This window comes from Algivirga pacifica, from assembly GCF_039543525.1.
Lineage (GTDB): Bacteria > Bacteroidota > Bacteroidia > Cytophagales > Flammeovirgaceae > Algivirga > Algivirga pacifica.
In genome coordinates this window covers 109,512-131,159 of the sequence record NZ_BAABJX010000020.1, presented here as the reverse complement: position 1 = coordinate 131,159, position 21,648 = coordinate 109,512, and the positions used below count along the sequence as shown (strand labels likewise).

The 21,648-nt window shown below is 39.6% G+C and carries 14 protein-coding genes; 11 read left to right on the top strand and 3 right to left on the bottom strand.

Annotation, left to right across the window (positions count from 1 at the left end; all coding sequences use genetic code 11):
* Positions 1 to 27 precede the first annotated feature (27 nt).
* Positions 28 to 801: a TIGR01458 family HAD-type hydrolase gene (locus ABD985_RS05775; protein ID WP_345369968.1), complete on the top strand. Its 774-nt coding sequence runs from the start codon at positions 28 to 30 to the stop codon at positions 799 to 801.
* Positions 802 to 899: 98 nt separating this feature from the next.
* On the opposite strand, the gene ABD985_RS05770 is transcribed toward ABD985_RS05775, so the two are convergent.
* Both ABD985_RS05770 and ABD985_RS05765 read right to left on the bottom strand, forming a co-directional pair.
* Positions 900 to 1,871: a mechanosensitive ion channel family protein gene (locus ABD985_RS05770; protein ID WP_345369967.1), complete on the bottom strand. Its 972-nt coding sequence runs from the start codon at positions 1,869 to 1,871 to the stop codon at positions 900 to 902.
* The gene (locus ABD985_RS05765; RefSeq protein ID WP_345369965.1) at positions 1,822 to 2,751 is read right to left on the bottom strand and encodes a cation diffusion facilitator family transporter; all 930 of its coding nucleotides are present in this window, start codon (positions 2,749 to 2,751) and stop codon (positions 1,822 to 1,824) included. The genes ABD985_RS05770 and ABD985_RS05765 overlap by 50 nt, the downstream gene beginning before the upstream one ends.
* Positions 2,752 to 2,909: 158 nt before the next feature.
* Here ABD985_RS05765 and ABD985_RS05760 point away from each other — a divergent pair, with 158 nt between their 5' ends.
* The 5 genes from ABD985_RS05760 (at position 2,910) to ABD985_RS05740 (ending at position 11,174) form a co-directional block, all read left to right on the top strand.
* The gene (locus ABD985_RS05760) at positions 2,910 to 3,422 is read left to right on the top strand and encodes a hypothetical protein (protein ID WP_345369963.1); all 513 of its coding nucleotides are present in this window, start codon (positions 2,910 to 2,912) and stop codon (positions 3,420 to 3,422) included.
* 240 nt (positions 3,423 to 3,662) lie between these two features.
* Positions 3,663 to 4,433, top strand: a complete 771-nt coding sequence (locus ABD985_RS05755; protein ID WP_345369961.1) for a formylglycine-generating enzyme family protein — start codon at positions 3,663 to 3,665, stop codon at positions 4,431 to 4,433.
* A 381-nt stretch (positions 4,434 to 4,814) separates the two neighbouring features.
* Complete coding sequence (locus tag ABD985_RS05750; RefSeq protein WP_345369960.1) at positions 4,815 to 5,222, top strand: DUF4332 domain-containing protein; 408 nt, start codon at positions 4,815 to 4,817, stop codon at positions 5,220 to 5,222.
* Positions 5,223 to 5,346: 124 nt separating this feature from the next.
* Positions 5,347 to 6,285, top strand: a complete 939-nt coding sequence (locus tag ABD985_RS05745) for an IS5 family transposase (protein WP_345369959.1) — start codon at positions 5,347 to 5,349, stop codon at positions 6,283 to 6,285.
* Positions 6,286 to 6,638: 353 nt separating this feature from the next.
* The gene (locus tag ABD985_RS05740) at positions 6,639 to 11,174 is read left to right on the top strand and encodes a LamG-like jellyroll fold domain-containing protein (protein ID WP_345369957.1); all 4,536 of its coding nucleotides are present in this window, start codon (positions 6,639 to 6,641) and stop codon (positions 11,172 to 11,174) included.
* A gap of 417 nt (positions 11,175 to 11,591) precedes the next feature.
* On the opposite strand, the gene ABD985_RS05735 is transcribed toward ABD985_RS05740, so the two are convergent.
* Positions 11,592 to 12,758: a hypothetical protein gene (locus ABD985_RS05735; RefSeq protein WP_345369955.1), complete on the bottom strand. Its 1,167-nt coding sequence runs from the start codon at positions 12,756 to 12,758 to the stop codon at positions 11,592 to 11,594.
* A 449-nt stretch (positions 12,759 to 13,207) separates the two neighbouring features.
* Here ABD985_RS05735 and ABD985_RS05730 point away from each other — a divergent pair, with 449 nt between their 5' ends.
* The 5 genes from ABD985_RS05730 to ABD985_RS05710 all read left to right on the top strand — a co-directional run bounded on the left by ABD985_RS05730 (position 13,208) and on the right by ABD985_RS05710 (position 21,547).
* Positions 13,208 to 16,642: a two-component regulator propeller domain-containing protein gene (locus ABD985_RS05730; RefSeq protein WP_345369953.1), complete on the top strand. Its 3,435-nt coding sequence runs from the start codon at positions 13,208 to 13,210 to the stop codon at positions 16,640 to 16,642.
* A 26-nt stretch (positions 16,643 to 16,668) separates the two neighbouring features.
* A complete protein-coding gene (locus ABD985_RS05725) occupies positions 16,669 to 20,094 on the top strand; it encodes a two-component regulator propeller domain-containing protein (protein ID WP_345369951.1) in 3,426 nt (1,141 codons plus the stop codon).
* A gap of 190 nt (positions 20,095 to 20,284) precedes the next feature.
* Positions 20,285 to 20,536, top strand: coding sequence for an SH3 domain-containing protein (locus ABD985_RS05720; protein WP_345369950.1), 252 nt, complete (start codon positions 20,285 to 20,287; stop codon positions 20,534 to 20,536).
* Positions 20,537 to 20,626: 90 nt separating this feature from the next.
* Positions 20,627 to 20,986: a hypothetical protein gene (locus tag ABD985_RS05715; RefSeq protein ID WP_345369948.1), complete on the top strand. Its 360-nt coding sequence runs from the start codon at positions 20,627 to 20,629 to the stop codon at positions 20,984 to 20,986.
* A gap of 45 nt (positions 20,987 to 21,031) precedes the next feature.
* Positions 21,032 to 21,547, top strand: coding sequence for a hypothetical protein (locus ABD985_RS05710; RefSeq protein ID WP_345369946.1), 516 nt, complete (start codon positions 21,032 to 21,034; stop codon positions 21,545 to 21,547).
* The last annotated feature ends 101 nt before the right edge of the window (positions 21,548 to 21,648 follow it).

Below are 21,648 nucleotides of genomic sequence, written 5' to 3'. Positions count from 1 at the left end.
CGCCTCAACAAAAACGTTTACAGAAGCATGAAGACATTAAACGACATTAAGGGGATTTTATGTGACTTGGATGGTGTCATGTATGTCAGTAATAAGCCCATTGAAGGCTCTATTGAGGCGATTAAAGCATTAAGAGAAAAAGGAAAAGAAATTAGATTCTTAACCAATACCTCAGGGCGTACGGTTAGTTTTATACAGCAACGCTTACATGATATGGGGTTGGAGGTCTCTACAGACCATATTATTAACCCTCCTAAAGCAGCCTTGGAGTATATGAGACAACAGGATATCAAACGCTTTTATCCTGCTTTACCAGATAGTGTTTCAGAAAGCTTCAAGCAGGAGTTTACTTATGACGAAGGAAATCCAGAGATCGTACTGATGGGAGACTTAGGAATCGAGTGGAATGCTGACTTGATGAATAAGTTATTTGGTATGGTCATGAATGGAGCTAAAATCCTAACCTTAAATAAAGGGAAGTTCTGGAAAACCTCTAAAGGAATTCAGATGGGAATAGGGGCCTATGTCGCTGGCCTTGAATATACGACAGGTACAGAGGCCGTAGTATTAGGCAAGCCGTCTGCTTCATTTTTCGAGCTGGGAGTGAAAAGTCTCGGTATGCCCAAAGATCAAATCATTATGGTGGGGGATGATATAGAAGGAGATGTAGGTGGAGCGCAAGAAGCTGGTATTAGAGGGGTATTGGTTCGCACAGGGAAATATCAGAAAGCTTTTGCAGACGCTTCTGTCGTGCAGCCAGACTTGGTGGTAGACGATCTGGCAGCGTTGGTTAATTTTTAATTATCAATTATCAATGTTAGCTTTTTAACAGCCATAAATCCACCTTATTGATATTTGAAAATCAAGACATTGATAATTGATAATTAATCATTGAAAATTTAACGTGCTAGTGGAGGGGTACCTTTTTTCCCTTCCATGGGATTATAGAAAATACGCTGGGTAGGGTAGGCTAGATCTATATCTTCGTGTTGGGAAAATGTCTTCAGAATAGCTTCCCACAATTTCTCTTCCGTATTTCTACGACTTCTGGGTGGACAGATATATCGCATAGTCAGCATTACCCCGCTATCTTTTACCGTAAGGTATATAGTAGGAGTAAGGTGTTGGTAGAAGATCATAAACTTCTCAGAGGCCCTCCTCAATCGTTTTTCAGCGGATTCGGATAAGTGCACGGTTTCTTTTTCCAGAATCTCTAATAATATTTTTCGTGCTTTCTCCCAGTTGCTTTCAAAGGTAATCAGGATGCCTATTTCGTTCCATATATGTGTAAATCCTTGGTTATAGTTGGCGATATTTTCCTTGAACACCTTACCGTTGGGCACATGGATAATTCTTCCGGTACTTTGCTCTGCATCTACCCAGTTACCTATTTCATTGATGGTAAACTGGAAAAACCGTATATCAATCACATCACCGGCAACATTCTCACCAATCTGTATGCGGTCACCCACCTCAAAAGGCTTTCTGGAAATAATAAAAAGCCATCCTACAAATCCGGCCACAATATCCTGTAGGGCAATGGCTAGACCAGCTGTGACGATCCCCAAAAAGGTAGCCAAGGAGTTGACACTCTCTACCCATATGGCGGTAATGATCAGAAAAATTAAGGAATAGTATACGTTGCGTACTCCATTACGCCAGCCATATCGTTGCTTGGGGTCAGTAATACGGCGATAGATGATTTTCAGGATAAATTTCTGTAAAGTCCATAATACCAAAAAGGTTAAAATGGATAAGAAAATTTTACCCTGTGTATCTGGCTCGATATGCCAGCTTTCTTCAATCCATTCCCCGATAGTTTTAACTGTTTTGGGAATTGATTTTTCCACATTTTTGGGTACAGTGCTCATGAGCTATTTCTATTTCAATGGTCGTGTGTTGTATTGATTTGGCTTCAAGAATTTTACGAATCTCTTGTTTGATATGATAACAACGTTCTAGATCGCTGTCACTATTAACAACAACATGAATGGTCATGATGTTAAATTCTCCATCCATACTCCAGGCATGCAGGTCGTGAACTTCCAGTACATCAGGGATCTTTTCTAGCTGTTTTCGAAGCTGTGTTGGGTGTATATTCTCTGGAATAGCTTGTAGGAATATGGGAAGAATTTTTTTAAGATTTTTAATTGCGTTAAAAAGAATATACAACCCAATACCAAACGATAAGATTGGGTCAAGGATAGGTACGTCATAAAAATACATGATGATACTGCCGATGAGGACCGCTACCCATCCCAGAACATCTTCCATCAAGTGGAGCATCATGACTCTTTGGTTGGCTGAGTTATGATCTTTTTTTAGCTTGAACACTGCAGCCCCATTGACGATTACCCCTACAATGGCAAAGAGAATCATTCCTTCCTGATGAACTTCTTCTGGTTTTAATAGTCGGGGAATCGTTTGAGCGACAATATAAATAGACCCAGTGGTGAGTACTGCCGCATTGATGACAGCCGCCAGGGTAGAGTATCTTCTGTAACCATAGGTGTAATGGGTATCTTCCTTTTTGAGAGAGACCTTTTCCAGGTAAAGTCCCATGCCAAGAGCAAAGGTATCTCCCAAGTCGTGAATAGCGTCAGATAGAATCGCCATGGAGTTGGTGAAAATACCCCCTGCGATCTCAAAAATTGTAAATAATAAGTTGAGAATAAATGCCGAGCGAATGCTTCGGTCGCTATGGGTGTGTGGAATAAAGTGGTGATGATCGTTATGTTGAAATTTGTCCATCGTAGTTACATTTAAGGGTGAATGTACAGCTCCTTGCCCTACAATTTAAACTTAATTCATAGAATCAAAATTGATACGATCATATAATTTGATTTCTTTGAAAAATTCTATTAAATAGGCATAAAAGATACTTTCACGCATAACAAATTTTCATTGCCATGGATATGTTCGAGTTGCTGGCCGCATTGGTAGGGTTTATTATTTATTGGTTCCTTTCTTCTAAGAAAAAGAAAGATAATCGTTCGATGACTAGTAAAAAACGTGTAGAAATGCCCGAAGTGGAGTATCAGAACTTGCCGGAGTATCAGATGGAGACAGAAGAGTATGAGGAGGCCGAAAATGAGGAATTTAAACGATTACTTAAAGAGTTTGCAGATAAGGAGGAACGAAAAAAAGGCCTGGAGGAGCAGGGACAACTGATCGATGCAAAAAAAGCAGAGCAGAGAGCGATAGAGCAACTTTCAGGAGATGTAGAGGTAGTCAATAGAGAACGTGATGGACGGGTGATCTATCAATCAATAGATCAGGCCTCCCTTAAGAAAAATACGAGAAGCCAAAGAAGGGGTTCCTCTACAAAAAGAAAAAGTACTGTACAGGAGTTGCTATCTTCTCCGCATGCCATGAAAAATGCTTTTATCTTCAAAGAAATTATTGATCGAAAAGAGTGGTAGTTTGGTTGAACAGTTGATTTGATTGCTGAACTCAACCAACAAATCAACTCGAATCAACTCAATACAAAGTATTGAAATTCAACGAATCAACGATTCAACATATAGTCGTGGTATCCACGCATGAAAAGCCTGTGAAGAATGATTAATCTCACAGGCTTTTTCTATGCTAATGCTTAACTTAATAGGAATTACGTTTATGATGATAACGTATGCCAATAATCCTAATAAACCCACTTAGCCATGAAAAATTTTAGACTATATACTCTTTTGTTTCCCTTATGCTTATTACTGTCCACGACAACCGTTCCTGATAAGAAGGAGAAAAAACTACGAAAGGCATTAGCTCAAATCGATCAGGATATGGTTTTGATTCAGGGAGGACGTTTTGTAATGGGGGGAGATATCAAAAAAGCAAAGCGTCATAAAGTAAAACTTAAAGATTACTATCTCAGTAAATATGAGGTAACCCAGACTTTATGGGAAACGATTATGGAGTACAACCCTAGTAGCTTTAATGGATGTGCTGATTGTCCTGTAGAAAATATCAGTTGGGAGGAGGTATTGCTATTTATTGAAAAGCTCAATGCCTTGACCGGTATGGACTATCGCTTACCTACAGAAGCAGAATGGGAATACGCAGCCATCGGAGCAAAGAAAGAAAGGGGGTATACCTACGCTGGTAGTGATCAGCTAGTAAATGTTGCTTGGTACACACAAAATAGCTTTGGACGAACTCACCCCGTAGGGATGAAAATGAGTAATTCGTTAGGATTACACGATATGAGTGGCAATGTATATGAATGGTGTAATGATTGGTATAAGAAAGGATACTATAAACGTTGGTCTGCTCGTAAAAACCCTCAAGGTCCTCGAAAAGGAAAATATAAAGTGTGTAGAGGAGGGAGTTGGTATAGTGGAGATGAATATGAGCATGTACAGGCCCGTAACTATTTAAGAACAGATATAAAATACAAGAACGTAGGGTTTCGACTTGCTCGCTCTGTGAAATAATAGGACTTAGATAAGGGGTATTGATTAAGATTGAAAAAATAACCGTCATACTACCTAATAGCTTTGTTGAACCGTTGAATTTCACCTTTGGTGAGTTGATTCGAGTTGAATCGTTTATTGAATTCAATAAACGATTCAACTCGAATCAACGAGCGAAGCTCAATTCAACTCAATACGAAGTATTGAAATTCAACGATTCAACAAAGCTATTAGGTAGTGTGACAGATAAATATTCAAACTTAATTAATAATACAGAATATTGCCAACCGTACAGGATGTGACTCATAGTACAGGGCATCGCCCTGTATAAGAAAAATCATGGAATTTTCAGGACTTAATAGAGGTTGTCTAGTTGGTAACACAATTTAACCACTAGACAATATGGCACAAGCAGTTCACATGATAGAAGGAATCAATGGGACTTATGCAGAGATGCTCCATAAGATAGGCATTGATACCGTCGAGCAATTATTGAATAGAGGTGCTACAGCACAGGGACGTAAGCAAATAGCACAGCAGGCATTATTGCAAGAAGATAAAATATACGAATGGGTTCACAAAGGTGATTTATTTCGTATTGAGGGAATGAATGTGGAGTACGTAAAACTTTTACACAGAATAGGAGTGTATTCTGTCAGTAACTTAGGTGATTGGAACCCTCATACGCTCTACGGAGCTATTGATATTATGAATGAAGAGGAAAGGCTGACGCTCCGCACTCCCACAGAGGAAGAAGTAGCGCACTTTGTGGAGAGAGCTCAGCAATTATCGCCTATAGAAATCGATTAGACAGCTAATAATTTTCAATGATTAATTTTCAATTATCAATGAACAGTGGCTTTGTTGCAACGATATGAAAAAGGCATGAAAAAGTGGTAAGTTTAAGTGCGAACCAAAACAAAACACCTTAATCATGCCTGAGCCTAAAGATAAGTATAAACTTAAAAACTGGAAAGAATACAATACTTCTTTAATTCAAAGAGGTAGTCTTACCATTTGGTTAGATAAAAATACTCTACGCAGATGGCGTGAATGTAGCTATCAGGATAAAGTGGTAGGAGAGAAGCAATATACAGATGATATTATAGAGCTTTGTTTAACTCTTCGATACCTTTATAAGCTAAAACTACGTCAGAGTACTGGCTTTTTGGCAAGTGTTTTTGAATTGATGGGAATTAACGATATACAAGTTCCAGATTATACTACCGTATCTCGTAGAGCACAACATTTATCCATCACGCTAGACCCTATATCATCTGGAGAAGCGGTAAATATAGCCATAGATAGTACCGGTCTGAAAGTGTATGGTGAAGGAGAATGGAAAGTACGTAAACATGGAGCTGGTAAGCGTAGAACATGGCAAAAACTGCATTTAGGGGTGGATACAGAGACACAACAGATCATTTGTGCCAAATTAACAACCAACGCGATAGACGATGGAGAAGTTGTAGAAGACTTATTGGCACCTATTGAAACAGTTGGAGAATTTTATGGAGATGGCGCTTACGACAAGTATAAATCTCGAAAAGCAGTTAAAAAGAAAGGGGGGGTAAATATTGTTCCTCCCCAAAAAAATGGCGTCAAGACAAAGGTCAAAGAGCCTACATTGGCACATTTGGAACGTTTTGACACCTTGGATCGAATAGAAGAAATAGGAAGAGAAGAGTGGAAAAAAGAATCAGGGTATCACCAAAGAAGTTTATCAGAAACAGCAATGTTTCGTTATAAAACAATTATTGGAAATACCCTTCTATCCAGAAAATTTGATAGCCAAGTCACCGAGGTGATGATTGGTTGTAAAGTCTTAAATAAGTTCAATGGGATAGGTATGCCCAATTCGTTCAAAATTTAAAAATAAGCAACGAGCCTTAGAGAGTATAGACTCGTTGCAACAAAGCCATGAACAGTAGTGAAGAGGGGTGTTGGATAATTAAAAATTGATCATTGAAAATTATAAATACCACTACACTAGCAATGATATACATAAAGTATCAATTTGCTCACTGCTCACTGCTCACTGCTCACTGCTCACTGCTCACTGCTCACTGCTCACTGCTCACTGCTTATAATGTAAATATGATTAATTTGTAGTATTATTGTATCTTATTGAATGTTACGTGTTGTGTGTTTTGTGCTGCTTTTTAAGTTTACTCACACGTTACATTATTCTGATTAGCTGATTTACGTTTAAAAACTACAATTAAAATGAGATTTATGAATGCTCAATCCAATCAGAGGAGCGGTTCATTAGTAGGCTTATGGTTGGCTTGCTTGATGATGCTAGCTCCTGCTTTGTTATGGGCTAATGAGCCTACCTACCCTTTAGTGAAACAAGGAGAGCAATTTGCGACAGCAGTGAACTATACCTCTAACGGAAAGTTATATGTAGGTGAGTATTATGAAGAAGGCTTAGGTATATTAACATACGATAAGGGAGGCGCTTTGATCGCAAGGACTGATATAATCAGTATAGTAAACGCTGGAGACCACTATATTTTTCTGCAAATTGAAGTAGATGAAAGTACTGGGGAGATTGTAGCGATGGGTGATTTCCGAGGTCAATTAAATGTAGGTGGAACGATTTACAATTCCACGACGGGATCTGAAGGTGATCAGTTTATTATTCGCTATGATGCAGAAGGTAATATTGTCAAGTTTAAGAACTTTCCGATACAAGGGGGAGCGGCTAATAGACAAATTGCTGTAGGCAGTGATGGGAATATTATTTTTTCCTTTGGGATTTTTCAGACGATTTCTGTTGATGGAGTAACGATCGACCCGGCGAACGGAGATTATTTCATAGGTAAGTTTGATGAGGCGAACTTCAACTTGATGACTTATCAGCAGTACGCAGGGTGGAGACGTGTATATCAATCTCCGTTAGGAAAGTTATACTTGACTGGTCATGACGGAAATATAGGAGCTGATCTGGATCCAGCTACCTTAACAGAAGGAACTAATCTAGGGCTTCTCCCTAATGAGGTTCAAACAGACGATATCCAAATAGCCAGAGGCCCTGACGGTAACTTTTTGGTTGTCGCAAATTATTATACGACCAGTAATGCAGTACAGATTTTTATTGGAAAATGGAATCCATCAAGTAATGCATGGGTATACCAAAAGTCTGTTGGTGGGATTGGTGATGATGGAGGAGGCCTTCGTATGGCCACTGATCAGCAAGGAAATATCTTTCTTGCAGCAAACTTTAGAAATGCCTGGTCGTGGGATGGCGTAACGATGAGTAGTAAAGGAGATAATGATATCTTCCTGGCTAAAATTTCCAATGCAACAGGAAACCTGTTGTGGATAAAGCAGTTTGGAGCGCAGGACCATGATAGTATTTATGCGTTTGATGTGGCCCCGAATGGAAGTCATATTCGCATGTATGGTTGGATCTCAGGTCAAGCAGAAGTAGATGGTGCTATGATATCACCGAACAATAACTACATGTTGGAGTGGGCGCAGAATCCAATGCCTGCGTTAACACCAAGTTCTCATAGAGGATATGGGGAGGGTATAGATTTTCGTAATGATACCTGGGCAGGATCTACTTTCTCGAATGGGATGACTTTTGAGATGCTTTATAACCCTCAGTTTGTGCCACAAAGTACGGGGTATTGGATGGTATTGGCAGATGGAGACTTTTTCAAGTTGCAATACCATCTAGCAGATGATGGAAGGGAGGTAATGGAAGTATACCTTGGCGATGGGATGGATAATGGTTTTTCAAATAAAGATCTTTTTTATGCTTTTGATATGCGTGAGCATGGAGGGTTTCAGACTGATCGTTGGTATCACTTTGCTTTTACTTACCATAAAAAGATGCTTACGATTTATATGGATGGTGTTGTGGTACTCTCTGTGCCAGCAGCACAATGGAGCGGAATACCTTCCTCAAGTTTCTTTGCAGTGCCAAATGAAGAGGCTTATGTAGATGAGATTCGTTTATGGGATGATATTCGAACGAGTAAGGAAATTAGGGATAATGTAACGACTACCTTAGACTTACCACAGACAGGATTGGTAGGTTACTGGCCGATGAATGCTTCAACGCACTTTGGAGGAGATGATTATGCTACACCGGATGAGTCTGGATTTGGCTATGACCTAAACTATAATGGAACTACTTCTGAGATTGTGGCAGTGAAGCCTCCGGTATTGAATGTGCCTACCAATGTAACGGAAAACGGTTTTGAGGTTTCTTGGGATGAAGTGGTTGGAGCACAGAAGATTTGGTTACAGGTGTCAGATCAAATGGATTTTTCAACGATAGTGTTCGATGAATCCAATGCGTTTACTCCTTATCAAGTTAATAACCTGAAGCCGGGGACTACATATTACGTGCGTGCAACGGCTTTTGATGGAGATGGTTTTACCGCTTGGTCAGCGACACAGGAAGTGACGACAGAAGGGTTGTTGATTGATGGTTTGGTGGCACATTATCCATTTAGAGAAGATTTTACCGATAGAAGTGGAAATGATTATGATGCTACTTCCTTAGGGGGTGCTTATATTCTTGAAAGTGAATTATTTATTGGCGATAATGCGCAAGATGCTGTAGCAATCCCGGCAGAGGTTGTAAATGGTAATGGAAATTTCACCTTGTCTGCATGGGTGCGTTTTGATACGTTTGCCTTTTCCGGAAATACGGTGTTTTCAGCTTTTAGCGCTTCGGTTGCTGATGTGTTAAATATAGAGTATAATGAAGGGGGTGATGCATGGGTCGTAAGTATCAATGATCAGCCTTATTGGTTTTATGGTAATACTGTAGAAGACTTAGCGTATCACCATATTACTGTAACAAGAGACGGTACAACGCTTTCTTTCTATCTGGATGGATCACTATTGGATTCTGATACAGGTGCAGATAATACTGTTTTAGGAGTAAGCTCTGCCGTAGTTGGGCAGGATTTGGTTACTGCAACTGCTTATTATTCCAATAAAGCCTTGGGTGGTAACGTAGGTCAATTAAGAATTTTTGACCGTGCGCTTTTGAGTGATGAAGTAAGCATGGTTTATAATTATGATTTACAGCCTGGGGCAGTGCCTATCGTGTTGGAAGATCTTATTGATGTGAGTCAAACAGAGCAATTGAATGAAAATACTAACAATATAGTGAACGATGTTTACGCTATTCAGTTTGCTCAGGGTGAAAATATACAACGTGTAGAACTGAATGTGATCTCTACAGACGATTACTTTACGGGAGATCTTCCTTCGACTTACACGATGTCTCCATTGGGTGGAGGCCGTTTCGAGGTGACGACTTTCGGTTCTTCCAATTTTGGAGTATACTATGACTTTATCATCGAGTTGACCAATGGACAAGTATTGACCTTCCCTGAGGAGGATTATTACCTTCGTTATCAGACGTATGACCAAGGACTATATAACTTTGTAGACTTTATGGGCATAGGGCTTGATCAGGATGATTATAGCATCTTCTCTATACCATTTGCGGAGCAAGATAAGCGTATGAGAGTGTCTGACCTATTCCCTAACTTGGGAGAGACTGATAAGAGTAGATGGAGAATAGTGGAATGGAGTGGGAATACTTATCGTGACCTAAGTGCTTCATCCGTAATACAGCCGGGGAAAGCGTATTGGGCCTTAATGAGTGATTATACAGACCTACCATCCCCTTATATGACGACAGAAACTGCTACAGGTGTTGGTAAATGGGATGAGCAAGGAATGAAGCCATTTACCTTGACGCTTAAGCCAGGGTGGAACATGGTCTCTATTCCATTTAACTATGAGATCAATTGGGGTAGAATTATTGATCTGAATGCAGATTGGGCCTTTGAGGATGGCAATGAAGCATTGGGAGTAACGTTAATCAATGATATTTCTTACGACCTGTTGACTTGGAATTATGGGGTAGATAATAGGAGTGTTATGTCTCCTTTTGAAGGGTATTTTGTGGAAAACAGAAGTTTTTCAGACGTTCAAATAGATATTTACCCTGTAGCGATGCTGTATAGTGAGGAAGGATTTGTCAGAACTGCGGCTTCACAGCAATGGAAACTCTCTATGTCCGTGAAGCAAGGAGAACTATGGCATGAAACAGCCTTCTTGGGTATGCACGAAAAAGCCTCCAAGTCATTGGATGGTAGAGACCTTAAAATGGCTCCTATGTTGTTAGATAATCTTCCAAAAGTAACCTTTGAAAGAGCTGAACTAGAAGGAGAAGCAGTCATTGGGGATATTGTTCCATTGTCAGATAAAGAGGAATGGAAAGTACGTTTTGCCTCAGTAGATGGAAATGGAATGACACTGAAATGGAATAAGCCTGAACTGCCTCTAGGAAAACAACTATTGTTGTTGGATGAACAGCAGCAAAAGGTGATCGATATGGGCGTGCAACAGCAATACCAACAAGTAACGGCTTCTGCTACCTATACCGTGCTTTACGGGAATAGTGAAGAGTTGGCCGATCAGTTATTAGCCAAGGGAATGTTGCCGGTAAATGTTTATCCAAATCCAGCAGTAAGCAGTACACAGTTGGAAGTGATATTACCATTACAAACGGCACAAACAGACTTGTCGGTATCTATTATGGATATTACCGGTAGGAAGGTAAAACAACTCTATCAAGGAACTACTTTGGGAGGAAGAAGTACTTTCACTTGGGATGTGATAGGAGATGATGGGGCAAGAGTGAAAAGCGGCGTATATATCTATCAGATTACTATCGATGGAAAAGCTCCAGTCAACGGTAAGATTATAGTTGCCAACTGAATTTAGTCTGGAGTCTGGAGTTAGGAGTGCAAAGTATTCAAACTTGATGAAGAATACTTTGCGCTCTTTTTTTTGTGTAGAAGTGTAGAATGTAAAATTTAAAGTTCTATACTTTACACCCCTACACTTTACACTAAAAATTAAATGCTTTAGCAATCAAGTCACCAGTGGACTGAACGCCAAGTAAACTTATAGTTAAGAGCTACTTTTAAGGGGTTTAAGGAAGAAGGATAAAGGAATAGGAACCTATGGATGGTAATCCTTTATCCTTCTTCCTTCCTCCTTTATCCATTTGGAAGTAGCACCTTTATTTCTATCAGAACGCTTAGTGTTTAGACCATTAGCATAAACGAACTCAACTCACCGAAGGTGAATCTCAACAGCGAAGCGCTCAACAAGCCACACAAGTGGCCTCAACTATTCAACCACTATCGCCTTATTGATGAAGGTCTTCAAAAAATGTGTTTCCTGTGTGTTTAGATCCTTGATGGCTATACTTCCATTAAACTGTAAGGTTGTATTTCCTTCCGATAGAGGGGAAAGCGTCAGGTACCAATAGCTAACAGGGCCATTGAGCTTTAAAGAGTCCTGAGTAATTTTCAATAGCTTTTTTGTTTGTCCTACACCAACTCTAACATCTTTGACTAGCTCTACACTACGTCCTTGTAGTAGAGATGAAACTTGCTCTTTTTTATTCGAGAGTTCCTTTACCTCTTCTTTAATATTTTCGAGCTGTACATGAGCTTGAGAAACAGGGTGTAATCCATTGAGATACTCTCCTGCTACAGAAGTACCCTTTTTGAATAACACTTGTTGCTCAGCGAACTTTAAGTCTTCCTTGTCAATGATAATGTCTTGTAATAGAAGATCTTGCAAAGCAATGTATAGGGGGTCCATATTATTCTTGAACCAAGGTTGTTCTTCCGGCCTTAATCGATTGTAGAGATTTTCGATCTGGTACATGCTTATCACAATCTCTTGGGCTGAGGAAAAGAGAAAAGACTGCGCTTCTTGTAATTGCACATAGAGTAACTCTCCTCTGCTATAGTCAAATACTTCTTCAGAAGCATCCTTGACATAGAGTAACATCTCCTCACAAGCACCCGCTAGGTTTTCATAGCTTTGGATATGTTGTTCCTGATAAAGGCGCAGTCGGTTGATCTTACTTTGTACTGCTGCAGGAGCGGTTGTATAGTGCTTTCCTTGTTGTAGATATAGATCCGTTACTTTTTTACTGATTTCATAGCTGTGTTTGATTTTTTCAGCTTCTGTTACCATTTCCTCTAAGACCTCAATAACAATATCTTTCCCCTCGTTTTGAGCATCCCATAAGTGCATGATATTTTGGTTCAATGCATTTATTTTCTTCTGCTTATTGATGATTTGTGTTTCATATTTGTCCAAGTCCAAAATCGGCAATTCAATGATGACTTGCTGTTGGTTAGAAAGGTGTGACGGGATATCTATTTTTATGTTATCTTCTACGTAGTCTGTGTATATCTCATATCTATTTTTTTCAAAGGTTTTTTCTGATTTAAAAAAAGAGTACCATAACAAAAAGCCACCTGCTAAAAAAAGTACCATTGGAATTAGAAGTAGGTAAGGCTTCCTAATTATCAATTGGCGTAATTGCATCATCCTATTATCTATTTTTGGTGTTATTTCAATTATACTGATCGAAAAATGAGACAAAATACGCTCATATACGCACTTGTCACTAGATCATATTAAGATAACGAACAAATTCTTGGATTAGTGAAAACATAGGTCATATTAAAAGGTAAAAGGTAAAAGGTAAAAGGTAAAAGGTAGGGGCGACCCCATTTGGTCGCCCATTGGTACAGTACCTATTATCCTTCAAAGTGATGCACTGTCTATTTAAAAATGTACCCTCCCTGAAAATGGCTATTTTTTTATAAAAAATAATGGTATTGTTACATTTGGAAGAACTTTTTATTAATATTTATCATATGAAAATACATTATGCTGCTTGGTAGAATGTATTTCTTTTTTGACTAAAGATAAAAATGATTGTGAACTACAGATATCCGAGTATTTTTCTTTCCATTTTATTACTGTTTTCCTTTCCTGTACAAGCCCAGGAAGACCAGCTTGCTTATGGGCAGTTGACAACGGCAGATGGATTGACAAACAATCATATCTCGGATATACTGTTTGACGAGAAGGGCTTTTTCTGGATTGGAACGAATGATGGACTGCTTCGTTATGACGGAACTTCCTTTGAAGTGTTCAAGGTGGAGAATGAAGAAGGGGGCTTTCGCTCCAATAGGGTTATTGATTTGCATAAGGCCGGAAATACTGATTTGTTGATCTGTACAGAAGGAGGAGGGGTGAGCCGTTACAATACAAAAACAGAGCGTTTTACCTGGTTGAATGACCGACTCGGTATGCTGAATGAATCGGATCGTTATAACTGTACTTTCGTAGATGCTAAAGGAAGAATATGGATTGGGGCTTATAGTGGTGTATATTTAATAGAACACCTTGATCAAAAAAACAAGGCGATCTTTTTTTCGGATAATAATGCCAATACTCCTATAAAGGATATTCGATTTATCCTGGAAGATGCAGAAGGACGACTTTGGTTTGCTACCCCTCAGGAGATTTATACTTATCAGGAGGACACAAAGACCTTTGAGAAGTACACCACTCTGAAAGATAAAATGGGTCAGCTGATGGGGAATATCACTCATTTTTCAGCCAATAAAGAAAAGTCAGTCCTTTGGGTAGGCTTAGATAATGGATTGGCTGAGATTCAAATATCATCAGGGGAAATAAGACATTTTGGACAGAAGGGAAGTGTATTTAAAACAACAGGAGGACGTACGATATGGACAGTCTATGAAGATACGAGGGGGAGCCTTTGGGTAGGACACCAAGAAGGAGCGAGCCTGTTAAGAAAGGGGAGCAAGGAGTTTGAGCCTGTTAAGAGTATTGATAATCCTATTTACACAATCATAGAAGGAGTAGGAGAAAGATTGTGGTTAGGGAGTGTGTCCAAGGGGATTTATTTTACAGATCCTTTTATCAGTAGGTTTGAGCTTTATACACAAACAGATAAGGGAAAGGGGGCACTGGCTAATAATGTGGTGCTGTCTTTTATGGAGGATGAGGATAGACAAGTTTGGGTAGGGACTGATGGAGGAGGAATCCATGTGATAGACCAAAATGGGGTACTACACCATAAGAAAGGGTCACAATTCTTAGAAGATAAGGTGATACTTTCTTTCTTATATGCGGGTAATAACAAGGCTTGGGTAGGGACGTATGCTAATGGCTTAAATTTTATTGATCTAAAGAAAGGTCTACTGAAGCAATATAAGAAGCAAGAAGAAAAAGGCTTACCGTCTAATGATATTAGAGTGATTTATCCCGATGTCGATGGTACCCTTTGGTTAGGTTTGAACAACGGTGGGCTGTCTCATTTTGATCCTAAAAAAGAAACGTTTGAGAACTTTCAAGAAGAGGTAGGGCGCTGGGATGTATTGCCTAGTAATAGTGTGTCAGGAGTACTTCGTGATCAGGAAGGCTTACTTTGGGTCAGTACATATTATGGGTTGGCATTGATGACGGATGAAAATAAAGGTGTATTTAAGCGTTATTTTCCGGGGGATGATCTAGATATTCCTCGTATTGGAAATATGCTTTCTTGTATGTTCATTGATAGCCACAATAATTTTTGGGTAGGATCTTATGGAGGGGGATTGTTATTGTTTGACCATAAAAAAGGAGAGTTTGTTAAGCAATATGGAGAGAAAGATGGATTGCCTAATAATACGGTTTACGGAATATTGGAAGATGCTTCAGGGAAACTGTGGATCAGCACGAACCAAGGGATTTCCATGTTGGACCTCTCGACAGAAAGCTTCACCTCTTATAAGGTAAAGGATGGCTTGCAAAGTAATGAGTTCCGTTATGGGGCTTATATGAAATCATCTTCAGGGAAGATGTACTTTGGTGGAGTAAAAGGCTTTAATAGTTTTTATCCGGAACGAGTATACTTTAATACTTATATACCTCCTGTAGCATTGACCCATTTGACGGTGGGGAAGGATGAAGTACAAGTTGGAGATGAGTATGGTATATTGGATACTTCTTTGCTTTATACAGATGCTATTACCCTGAAATCGGATCAGTCTTCTTTTTCGATTGAATTCGCAGCATTGAGTTATATCAATACAGAGAAGAACCAATACCTTTATAAATTAGAGGGATTTGATAAAGATTGGGTAAGAACCACCATCCCAAGAGCGAAGTATACCAATATTCCTTTTGGTGAATACACATTTCGAGTGAAAGCTTCTAATCATGATAATACCTGGAATGAGAAAGGAGCGAGCTTGGAGGTAGTTATTCTACCTGCATACTGGGAAACCTTATGGTTCAAACTCTTACTCTTGCTAATAGGAATAATGGCGATGATTATGTTGCTAAGATGGCGATTGAATCGCGTTAAGGAAAGAGGGGTGATTTTGGAGCAAAGAGTTAAGGAGCGAAGTGACTTGTTGTTGGAGCAAGCCAAAGAGTTAGACCAAAAGAATAAGGTATTGGACCAGCAGTCAGCCTTGTTGTTGGAGCAGTCCAAGGACCTTTTGAAGCAAAATGAGGAGTTGGAAGTGAAAAGGGATGAGTTGGCAAAACATAATATTGCACTGGAAGAAGCGAACCAAAAACTAGGGCATCAGAATGAACTGATCGTTTCAGGATTGAATTATGCACAGACGATTCAGGAAACAATTCTTCCTAAACCATCATTCCTCAAGAAGTTTTTTAAGGATACATTCCTTTTCTACCGCCCAAAACATATTGTATCCGGCGATTTTTACTGGTCTTTGGAGATGGAAGATAAATTATGTTTTGCAATGGCAGATTGTACCGGGCATGGAGTACCCGGAGCTTTGATGTCTGTATTGCAAGCCAATTCCCTCAACCGTTTTGTTGGTGAGTGGAAGCTATCCAGTCCATCGATTATCTTACAACACCTTCATGAGAATACCATGAAGGTATTGCGACAGCCAGAGTCGGGAAATACCGATGGTATGGACATTTGTTTATGCTTTTTTGAGAAAACAGAGGAAGGATATCATCTATGTTACTCTGGAGGGAAAATGAATTTCTTCCATTATGAAAAAGCAACGGGGATATTGCACCGAAGAACTACCGGGCGAAAAGCCATTGGAGGTAAAAAGAGTGATAAAGTATTTGAAGATCAGGAGCTATCCTTGAAAAATGGAGATCGCTTGTTCTTCTACACAGATGGGTACATTGACCAGGTGGGCGAAAAGAGTGGTAAAAAGTTGGGGACACCAATGTTGCTGACAGTTTTACAGGCCAATGTAGATAAACCCCTCGGATTATTAGACAAAACATTGCCATTGATTTTTGAACAATATAAAGGAGAAGAGGAACAACGTGACGACGTCACGGTGGTGGGATTGGAGATATAATCGACTTGCTGTTTAAGCTTTGATTTATGAGAATTTTTTTTCTAAAAACTATTATTGCACTACTATTTCTGTATCCCACTTCTCGAGGATTTGCTCAACTACATTCATGGCAGTTTGAGCAAATCACCAATGAAGAAGGGTTGACTAACAATCACGTTTCGGACTTACTACTGGACTCTATAGGTTTTTTGTGGGTAGGAACGCATGAAGGGTTATTGCGTTATGAAGGAAACCATTTTAAAACCTTTACCCATTCCCCTGATGATAGTTTGTCGATTCCCTCTAATAGGGTATTGGATATGTACCCAGCAAAGGATGGGAGAGTTCTCTTAACCTTAGAGGGAGGAGGATTATGCTATTATGATCCAGTACACATGTCTTTTCACCCATTTGACCAACATTACTTTTTAGATACAGATCGTATCAATGGGACCTTTATGGATAGTAAGAAACGTCTATGGGTAGGGTCTTATGGAGGGATATACCTTGTGCAGAATATGGAAGATCAGCTGATTAGCCGCTCTTTTAGTGAAAGTCATAAAAACCTATTGGGGTCAGACGTTCGGGCAATGGTGGAGGATAGTGCTGGACGCATTTGGATAGGAACGACCAAGGGATTAATGCAGTACAATGAGGAAACCCGCTATTTTGATCAATTTTTGTCAGAGGACAATGGCCTTCCTTCCGATCATGTTCTGAGTTTGGGATTGAGTCGTGATGGAACACAGCTGTGGGTAGGAACACAGGGCGGGTTGAGTGTATTAAACTTTTCCAACGAAGAGGTAAAAACCTACCATTGGACACAAGCTACTCGAAAGGGGGCTTCGGTATGGAGTATCTACGAGGATACTGAAGGAAATGTATGGGCTGGAGGACAAGAGGAGTTGAGAGTAAAACTCAAAGGAGAGAATACCTTTACACCTATACCACAAGTGCAAAGTGCCGTGTACAATATCGTAGAAGACCGTTCGGGGCGATTATGGTTTGGTACGGTAGCAGAAGGGTTATACTATACCGATCCTTATATTTCTCGTTTTGAGTACTATAGTGCAAAAGCATCCTATAAAGGAGCCCTGAGCAATGATCTAGCCCTGTCTTTCTTTGAAAATGAAACTGGTGATATTTGGGTTGGTACTGATGGAGGAGGATTAAATCATTTGAGTAAAGAGGGTAGGATTACCCCGCTTCGAGGAGCAAACTTCCTTGATGATCAAGCCATATTAAGTAGCTACTATGATGGTAATGGGAAGGTATGGCTAGGAACATATGCTAAAGGGTTATTCTACATGGACCTGAAAACAGGTGTGGAAAAACATTACGAACATAAAAAAGGCGAGCCCAATAGTCTTCCTTCCAATGATGTCAGAGCAATCTTCAAAGATCATGATGGTACATTGTGGATAGGGACAAACAATGGAGGGGTATCCCATTTTGATCCTCAAACAGAACAATTTACCAATTATACAGGAGGAGAGGGAGATAAGTATCTTCCGAATAATAGTGCTTCTTGTATTATGCGGGATCAAAAAGGTCGATTGTGGGTGGGTACCTATTATGGTTTAGCGCTATTAGAGGATGCCAAAGAAGGAATATTTAAGCACTTCTTCCCCAATGTAGACCTTCAGACTGATAACCTGTCCAATATGATATCCAGTGTCTATGAAGACTCCAAGGGAAGGCTTTGGTTGAGTACTTATGGAGGGGGACTCTTGTTGTTTGATATAACAAAAGGTGCGTTTGTAAAGAAGTACACCGTAGAGGACGGCCTTTCCAGTAATAATACTTATGGTGTTTTGGAGGATAAAGATGGAAACTTATGGGTGAGTACAGCCTACGGCATTTCTAAATTTATTCCGGAAGAGGAGAAGTTTATAGTATATACCGAGAAGGATGGATTGATTACGAATGAGTTTCTGTATGGAGCTTATATGAAGTCCAAATCCGGAAAACTCTACTTTGGAGGCGTAGGTGGCTTTAATACGTTTTATACAAGCTGGTTGATTGAGGATAAAACAACTCCTAAGGTTGTATTGACCGGACTTAGAGTATTTCATGAGGAAGTGAAAGTGGGAGCAGAGGATCATATTCTTTCCAAAAGTATGCCTTACCTGAAAGAACTGACCTTAACGGCAGAACAGTCTTCTTTTTCCATTGACTTTGCCGCATTAAGCTATATTTATCCCCAGAAGAATACCTATAAGTATATGTTGGAAGGCTTTGATGAGGAATGGTTGACTGCTAGTGATATTGCTAGGGCAGATTATACCAATGTTCCTTGGGGGACCTATACATTTAGAGTGAAAGCAGCCAATTGGAATGGCGTATGGAATGAGGAAGGGGCTCAACTAAAAGTGGTTGTATTACCTGCCTGGTGGGAAACAATATGGTTCCGATTGTTGGTCATCTTGACCGCTGTGAGTGTGATTTATGGGGTATACCTATGGAGGATAAGAATATTAAGAATGAAAGAAGCAGCCTTGGAGCAAGCTGTGGATGAACGTACGCTCTTGCTGGCTGATCAGGCTGCTCGATTGGATGAGCAGAACGTAACCCTCGACAGCCAAACCAAGGAGTTGCAAGATCAGGCGACCATATTGGAAGAGCACAAACAAGAGTTAGCCGCACAGAAAGATAGCTTGGAAGAGCAAAACAAGGTACTGGAAAAGGCACATAAGCGAATTGATGTACAGAATACCTGGATTGTTTCTAGCTTGAATTATGCTCAGACCATTCAGGAAACGATTCTTCCCAAGAAAGAGCAATTGCAAGTATTTTTTGAGGAGGTGGCTGTTTTTTATCGTCCCAAGGATATTGTTTCAGGTGATTTTTATTGGGGAGCAATCAAAGGGGAGCAACTGTATTTTGCTTTTGCAGATTGTACCGGGCATGGTGTACCGGGGGCGATTATGTCCATGCTTGGAGCTAATGCTTTAAACAAACTGATCAATGACAGGAACCTAACCGATCCCAAAGAAATTCTCCTCAAACTCAACGAGGAGATCCAAAGGGTACTCAGACAACCCGATTCAGGAAATACCGATGGGATGGATATCTGCTTTTGTATCTATGAGTTTACTGCGTATGGAGGGGTGTTGACCTATGCCGGAGGAAAGATGCCATTGTATCATTATAATGCCCAGGAAGGGAAGCTTGTCCGATTACAAACGGCTAGCCGAAGTATAGGAGGAAGGCAGAAAGAGAAGCCTTTCAGTATGGAAAAATTGGAAGTGAAAAAAGGTGATATCCTTTACTTCTCTACGGACGGTTTTATCGATCAGGTAGGAGAGGAAACAGGCAAGAGAGTAGGCACTCCTCGTTTTATGGACTTACTTCGGGAGCATGTAGACCTCTCACTGACAGAGCAATCGAAGCAGTTAGAAGAGTTTATCAAAACCTACCAAGGAAATGAAGTGCAGCGAGACGACATCACAGTGGTGGGGTTGAAGGTGTAATCTTTTGTTCATGATGTTTAGGGTGAGCTTCGCTCGTTCATAGTGTTTAGTTGTTGAACGAATGGCTAGTCGAAGCACTAAATACTGGTCGAAGCGTCTTCCCAAATACTGGTTGAAGCGTCCTCGCTTCGACCTTTGCCATCGTTTGAGCGTCCACGCTCAAAAGGTAAGACATTTACTGATTTTTTATATGAGAATACTAACATTCATCACCTTACTGTACTTTACCGTATTATGCTCTCTTAATGCTCAAAAGTTAGGGTATATCAATGACCCAGATGGATATACTAATTTGCGTTCAGAAGCTTCTGCAAAAGCAGAGGTAATTGGCATTATTGTAAGAGGGCAAGAATTTACCTATTATCCGGAGCATAACAGTAGTTGGTGGAAGGTGGATTTTAAGTTTCGGACAGGGGTTGTACATAAATCAAGGATAGAATAATACAGACGATTAAGGCAGGGTATTAACCATTTACTTATCCAACCCACTTTTTAGGGTATCTAATTGTTCCATCTCAATGAGTCAATTAACATGAATGGAGAGGATTTTTTCAAGAGTGTACAAGGTAAGATTTTAGGAGGCTTTCTCGCTCTATCTGCATTAGCCTTAGTGATCTATAATTTCAATAGATTTCATCATAACTATGACGAATTTTATCAATCTGAGATAGACTCAATGGTAACCAGTAAAGCCTCTACATTTGCTGTCAATACGGGCTATGAGTACTACACAGAATCGGGTCATATGATTTTTATGAGGGATGATATTTACCTGGATGAAGGTGATTACGTATCAAAAGAGGCTAACTCTTGGGTTATCTCTATTCGCTATAGTAAAAGTGGAATTGTCATGAAGAAGTATGATGTCAGAGAGCAAAGTTATGTAGAGTAATTACCAGTTTATTTATTCACACAATAAGTTATAAATAAGTATCCTATGCGATATATCATATTGGTGCTGTCGATATTATTCGTGGTGCTTTTTTTTGCCACCTATGACCTTTGGTTAATATTCTATGAAGAAAATAAGTCCGATGATTGGGCGTGGAATGTTGGACTTTATCTGTTTGGGAGCGTATTTTTTTTCGTGCTAATAACAGGCTTACGCTCCTCAATTAAGAAAAAAGAGTTTTACCTATGGCGGTTTCTCAAAGAAACCTTTTCATTCATGGCTTTATTACTATTTATCAACTTTATGTTTTTTAAGCCTATAGCATCTGGATTTATACAATTCATTAATGCTAATATTGGCCCAGCTGAAAAAGTCCTTGTAAAAGGAAAGGTCGTTCAGAAAATAGATTCTAGAATGAATCATGTGCTGATCGTTAGAGAACATAATAGTGGTATTACCTATGAACTGAACACTCTTGGCAATATCGTTAAACAGCGCCATAATAAATTTAGAGAAGAAATGTGCGTGGGGTCATTAGGACTTTTATACTTGAAGAATTAAGTATCCCCTAAAATTATCATATGAAAATATAATCAGTTCATAGAAGAAATAAGTGAAAGCTTATTTCATCATATTGAAAAAGGTCAAACTTATGAAGGTGG

Coding starts and splice junctions, on each gene's coding strand:
- ABD985_RS05775 (WP_345369968.1), top strand. CDS start 28: ATGAAGACATTAAACGACATTAAGGGGATTTTATGTGACTTGGATGGT.
- ABD985_RS05770 (WP_345369967.1), bottom strand. CDS start 1,871: ATGAGCACTGTACCCAAAAATGTGGAAAAATCAATTCCCAAAACAGTT.
- ABD985_RS05765 (WP_345369965.1), bottom strand. CDS start 2,751: ATGGACAAATTTCAACATAACGATCATCACCACTTTATTCCACACACC.
- ABD985_RS05760 (WP_345369963.1), top strand. CDS start 2,910: ATGGATATGTTCGAGTTGCTGGCCGCATTGGTAGGGTTTATTATTTAT.
- ABD985_RS05755 (WP_345369961.1), top strand. CDS start 3,663: ATGAAAAATTTTAGACTATATACTCTTTTGTTTCCCTTATGCTTATTA.
- ABD985_RS05750 (WP_345369960.1), top strand. CDS start 4,815: ATGGCACAAGCAGTTCACATGATAGAAGGAATCAATGGGACTTATGCA.
- ABD985_RS05745 (WP_345369959.1), top strand. CDS start 5,347: ATGCCTGAGCCTAAAGATAAGTATAAACTTAAAAACTGGAAAGAATAC.
- ABD985_RS05740 (WP_345369957.1), top strand. CDS start 6,639: ATGAGATTTATGAATGCTCAATCCAATCAGAGGAGCGGTTCATTAGTA.
- ABD985_RS05735 (WP_345369955.1), bottom strand. CDS start 12,758: ATGGTACTTTTTTTAGCAGGTGGCTTTTTGTTATGGTACTCTTTTTTT.
- ABD985_RS05725 (WP_345369951.1), top strand. CDS start 16,669: ATGAGAATTTTTTTTCTAAAAACTATTATTGCACTACTATTTCTGTAT.
- ABD985_RS05720 (WP_345369950.1), top strand. CDS start 20,285: ATGAGAATACTAACATTCATCACCTTACTGTACTTTACCGTATTATGC.
- ABD985_RS05715 (WP_345369948.1), top strand. CDS start 20,627: ATGAATGGAGAGGATTTTTTCAAGAGTGTACAAGGTAAGATTTTAGGA.
- ABD985_RS05710 (WP_345369946.1), top strand. CDS start 21,032: ATGCGATATATCATATTGGTGCTGTCGATATTATTCGTGGTGCTTTTT.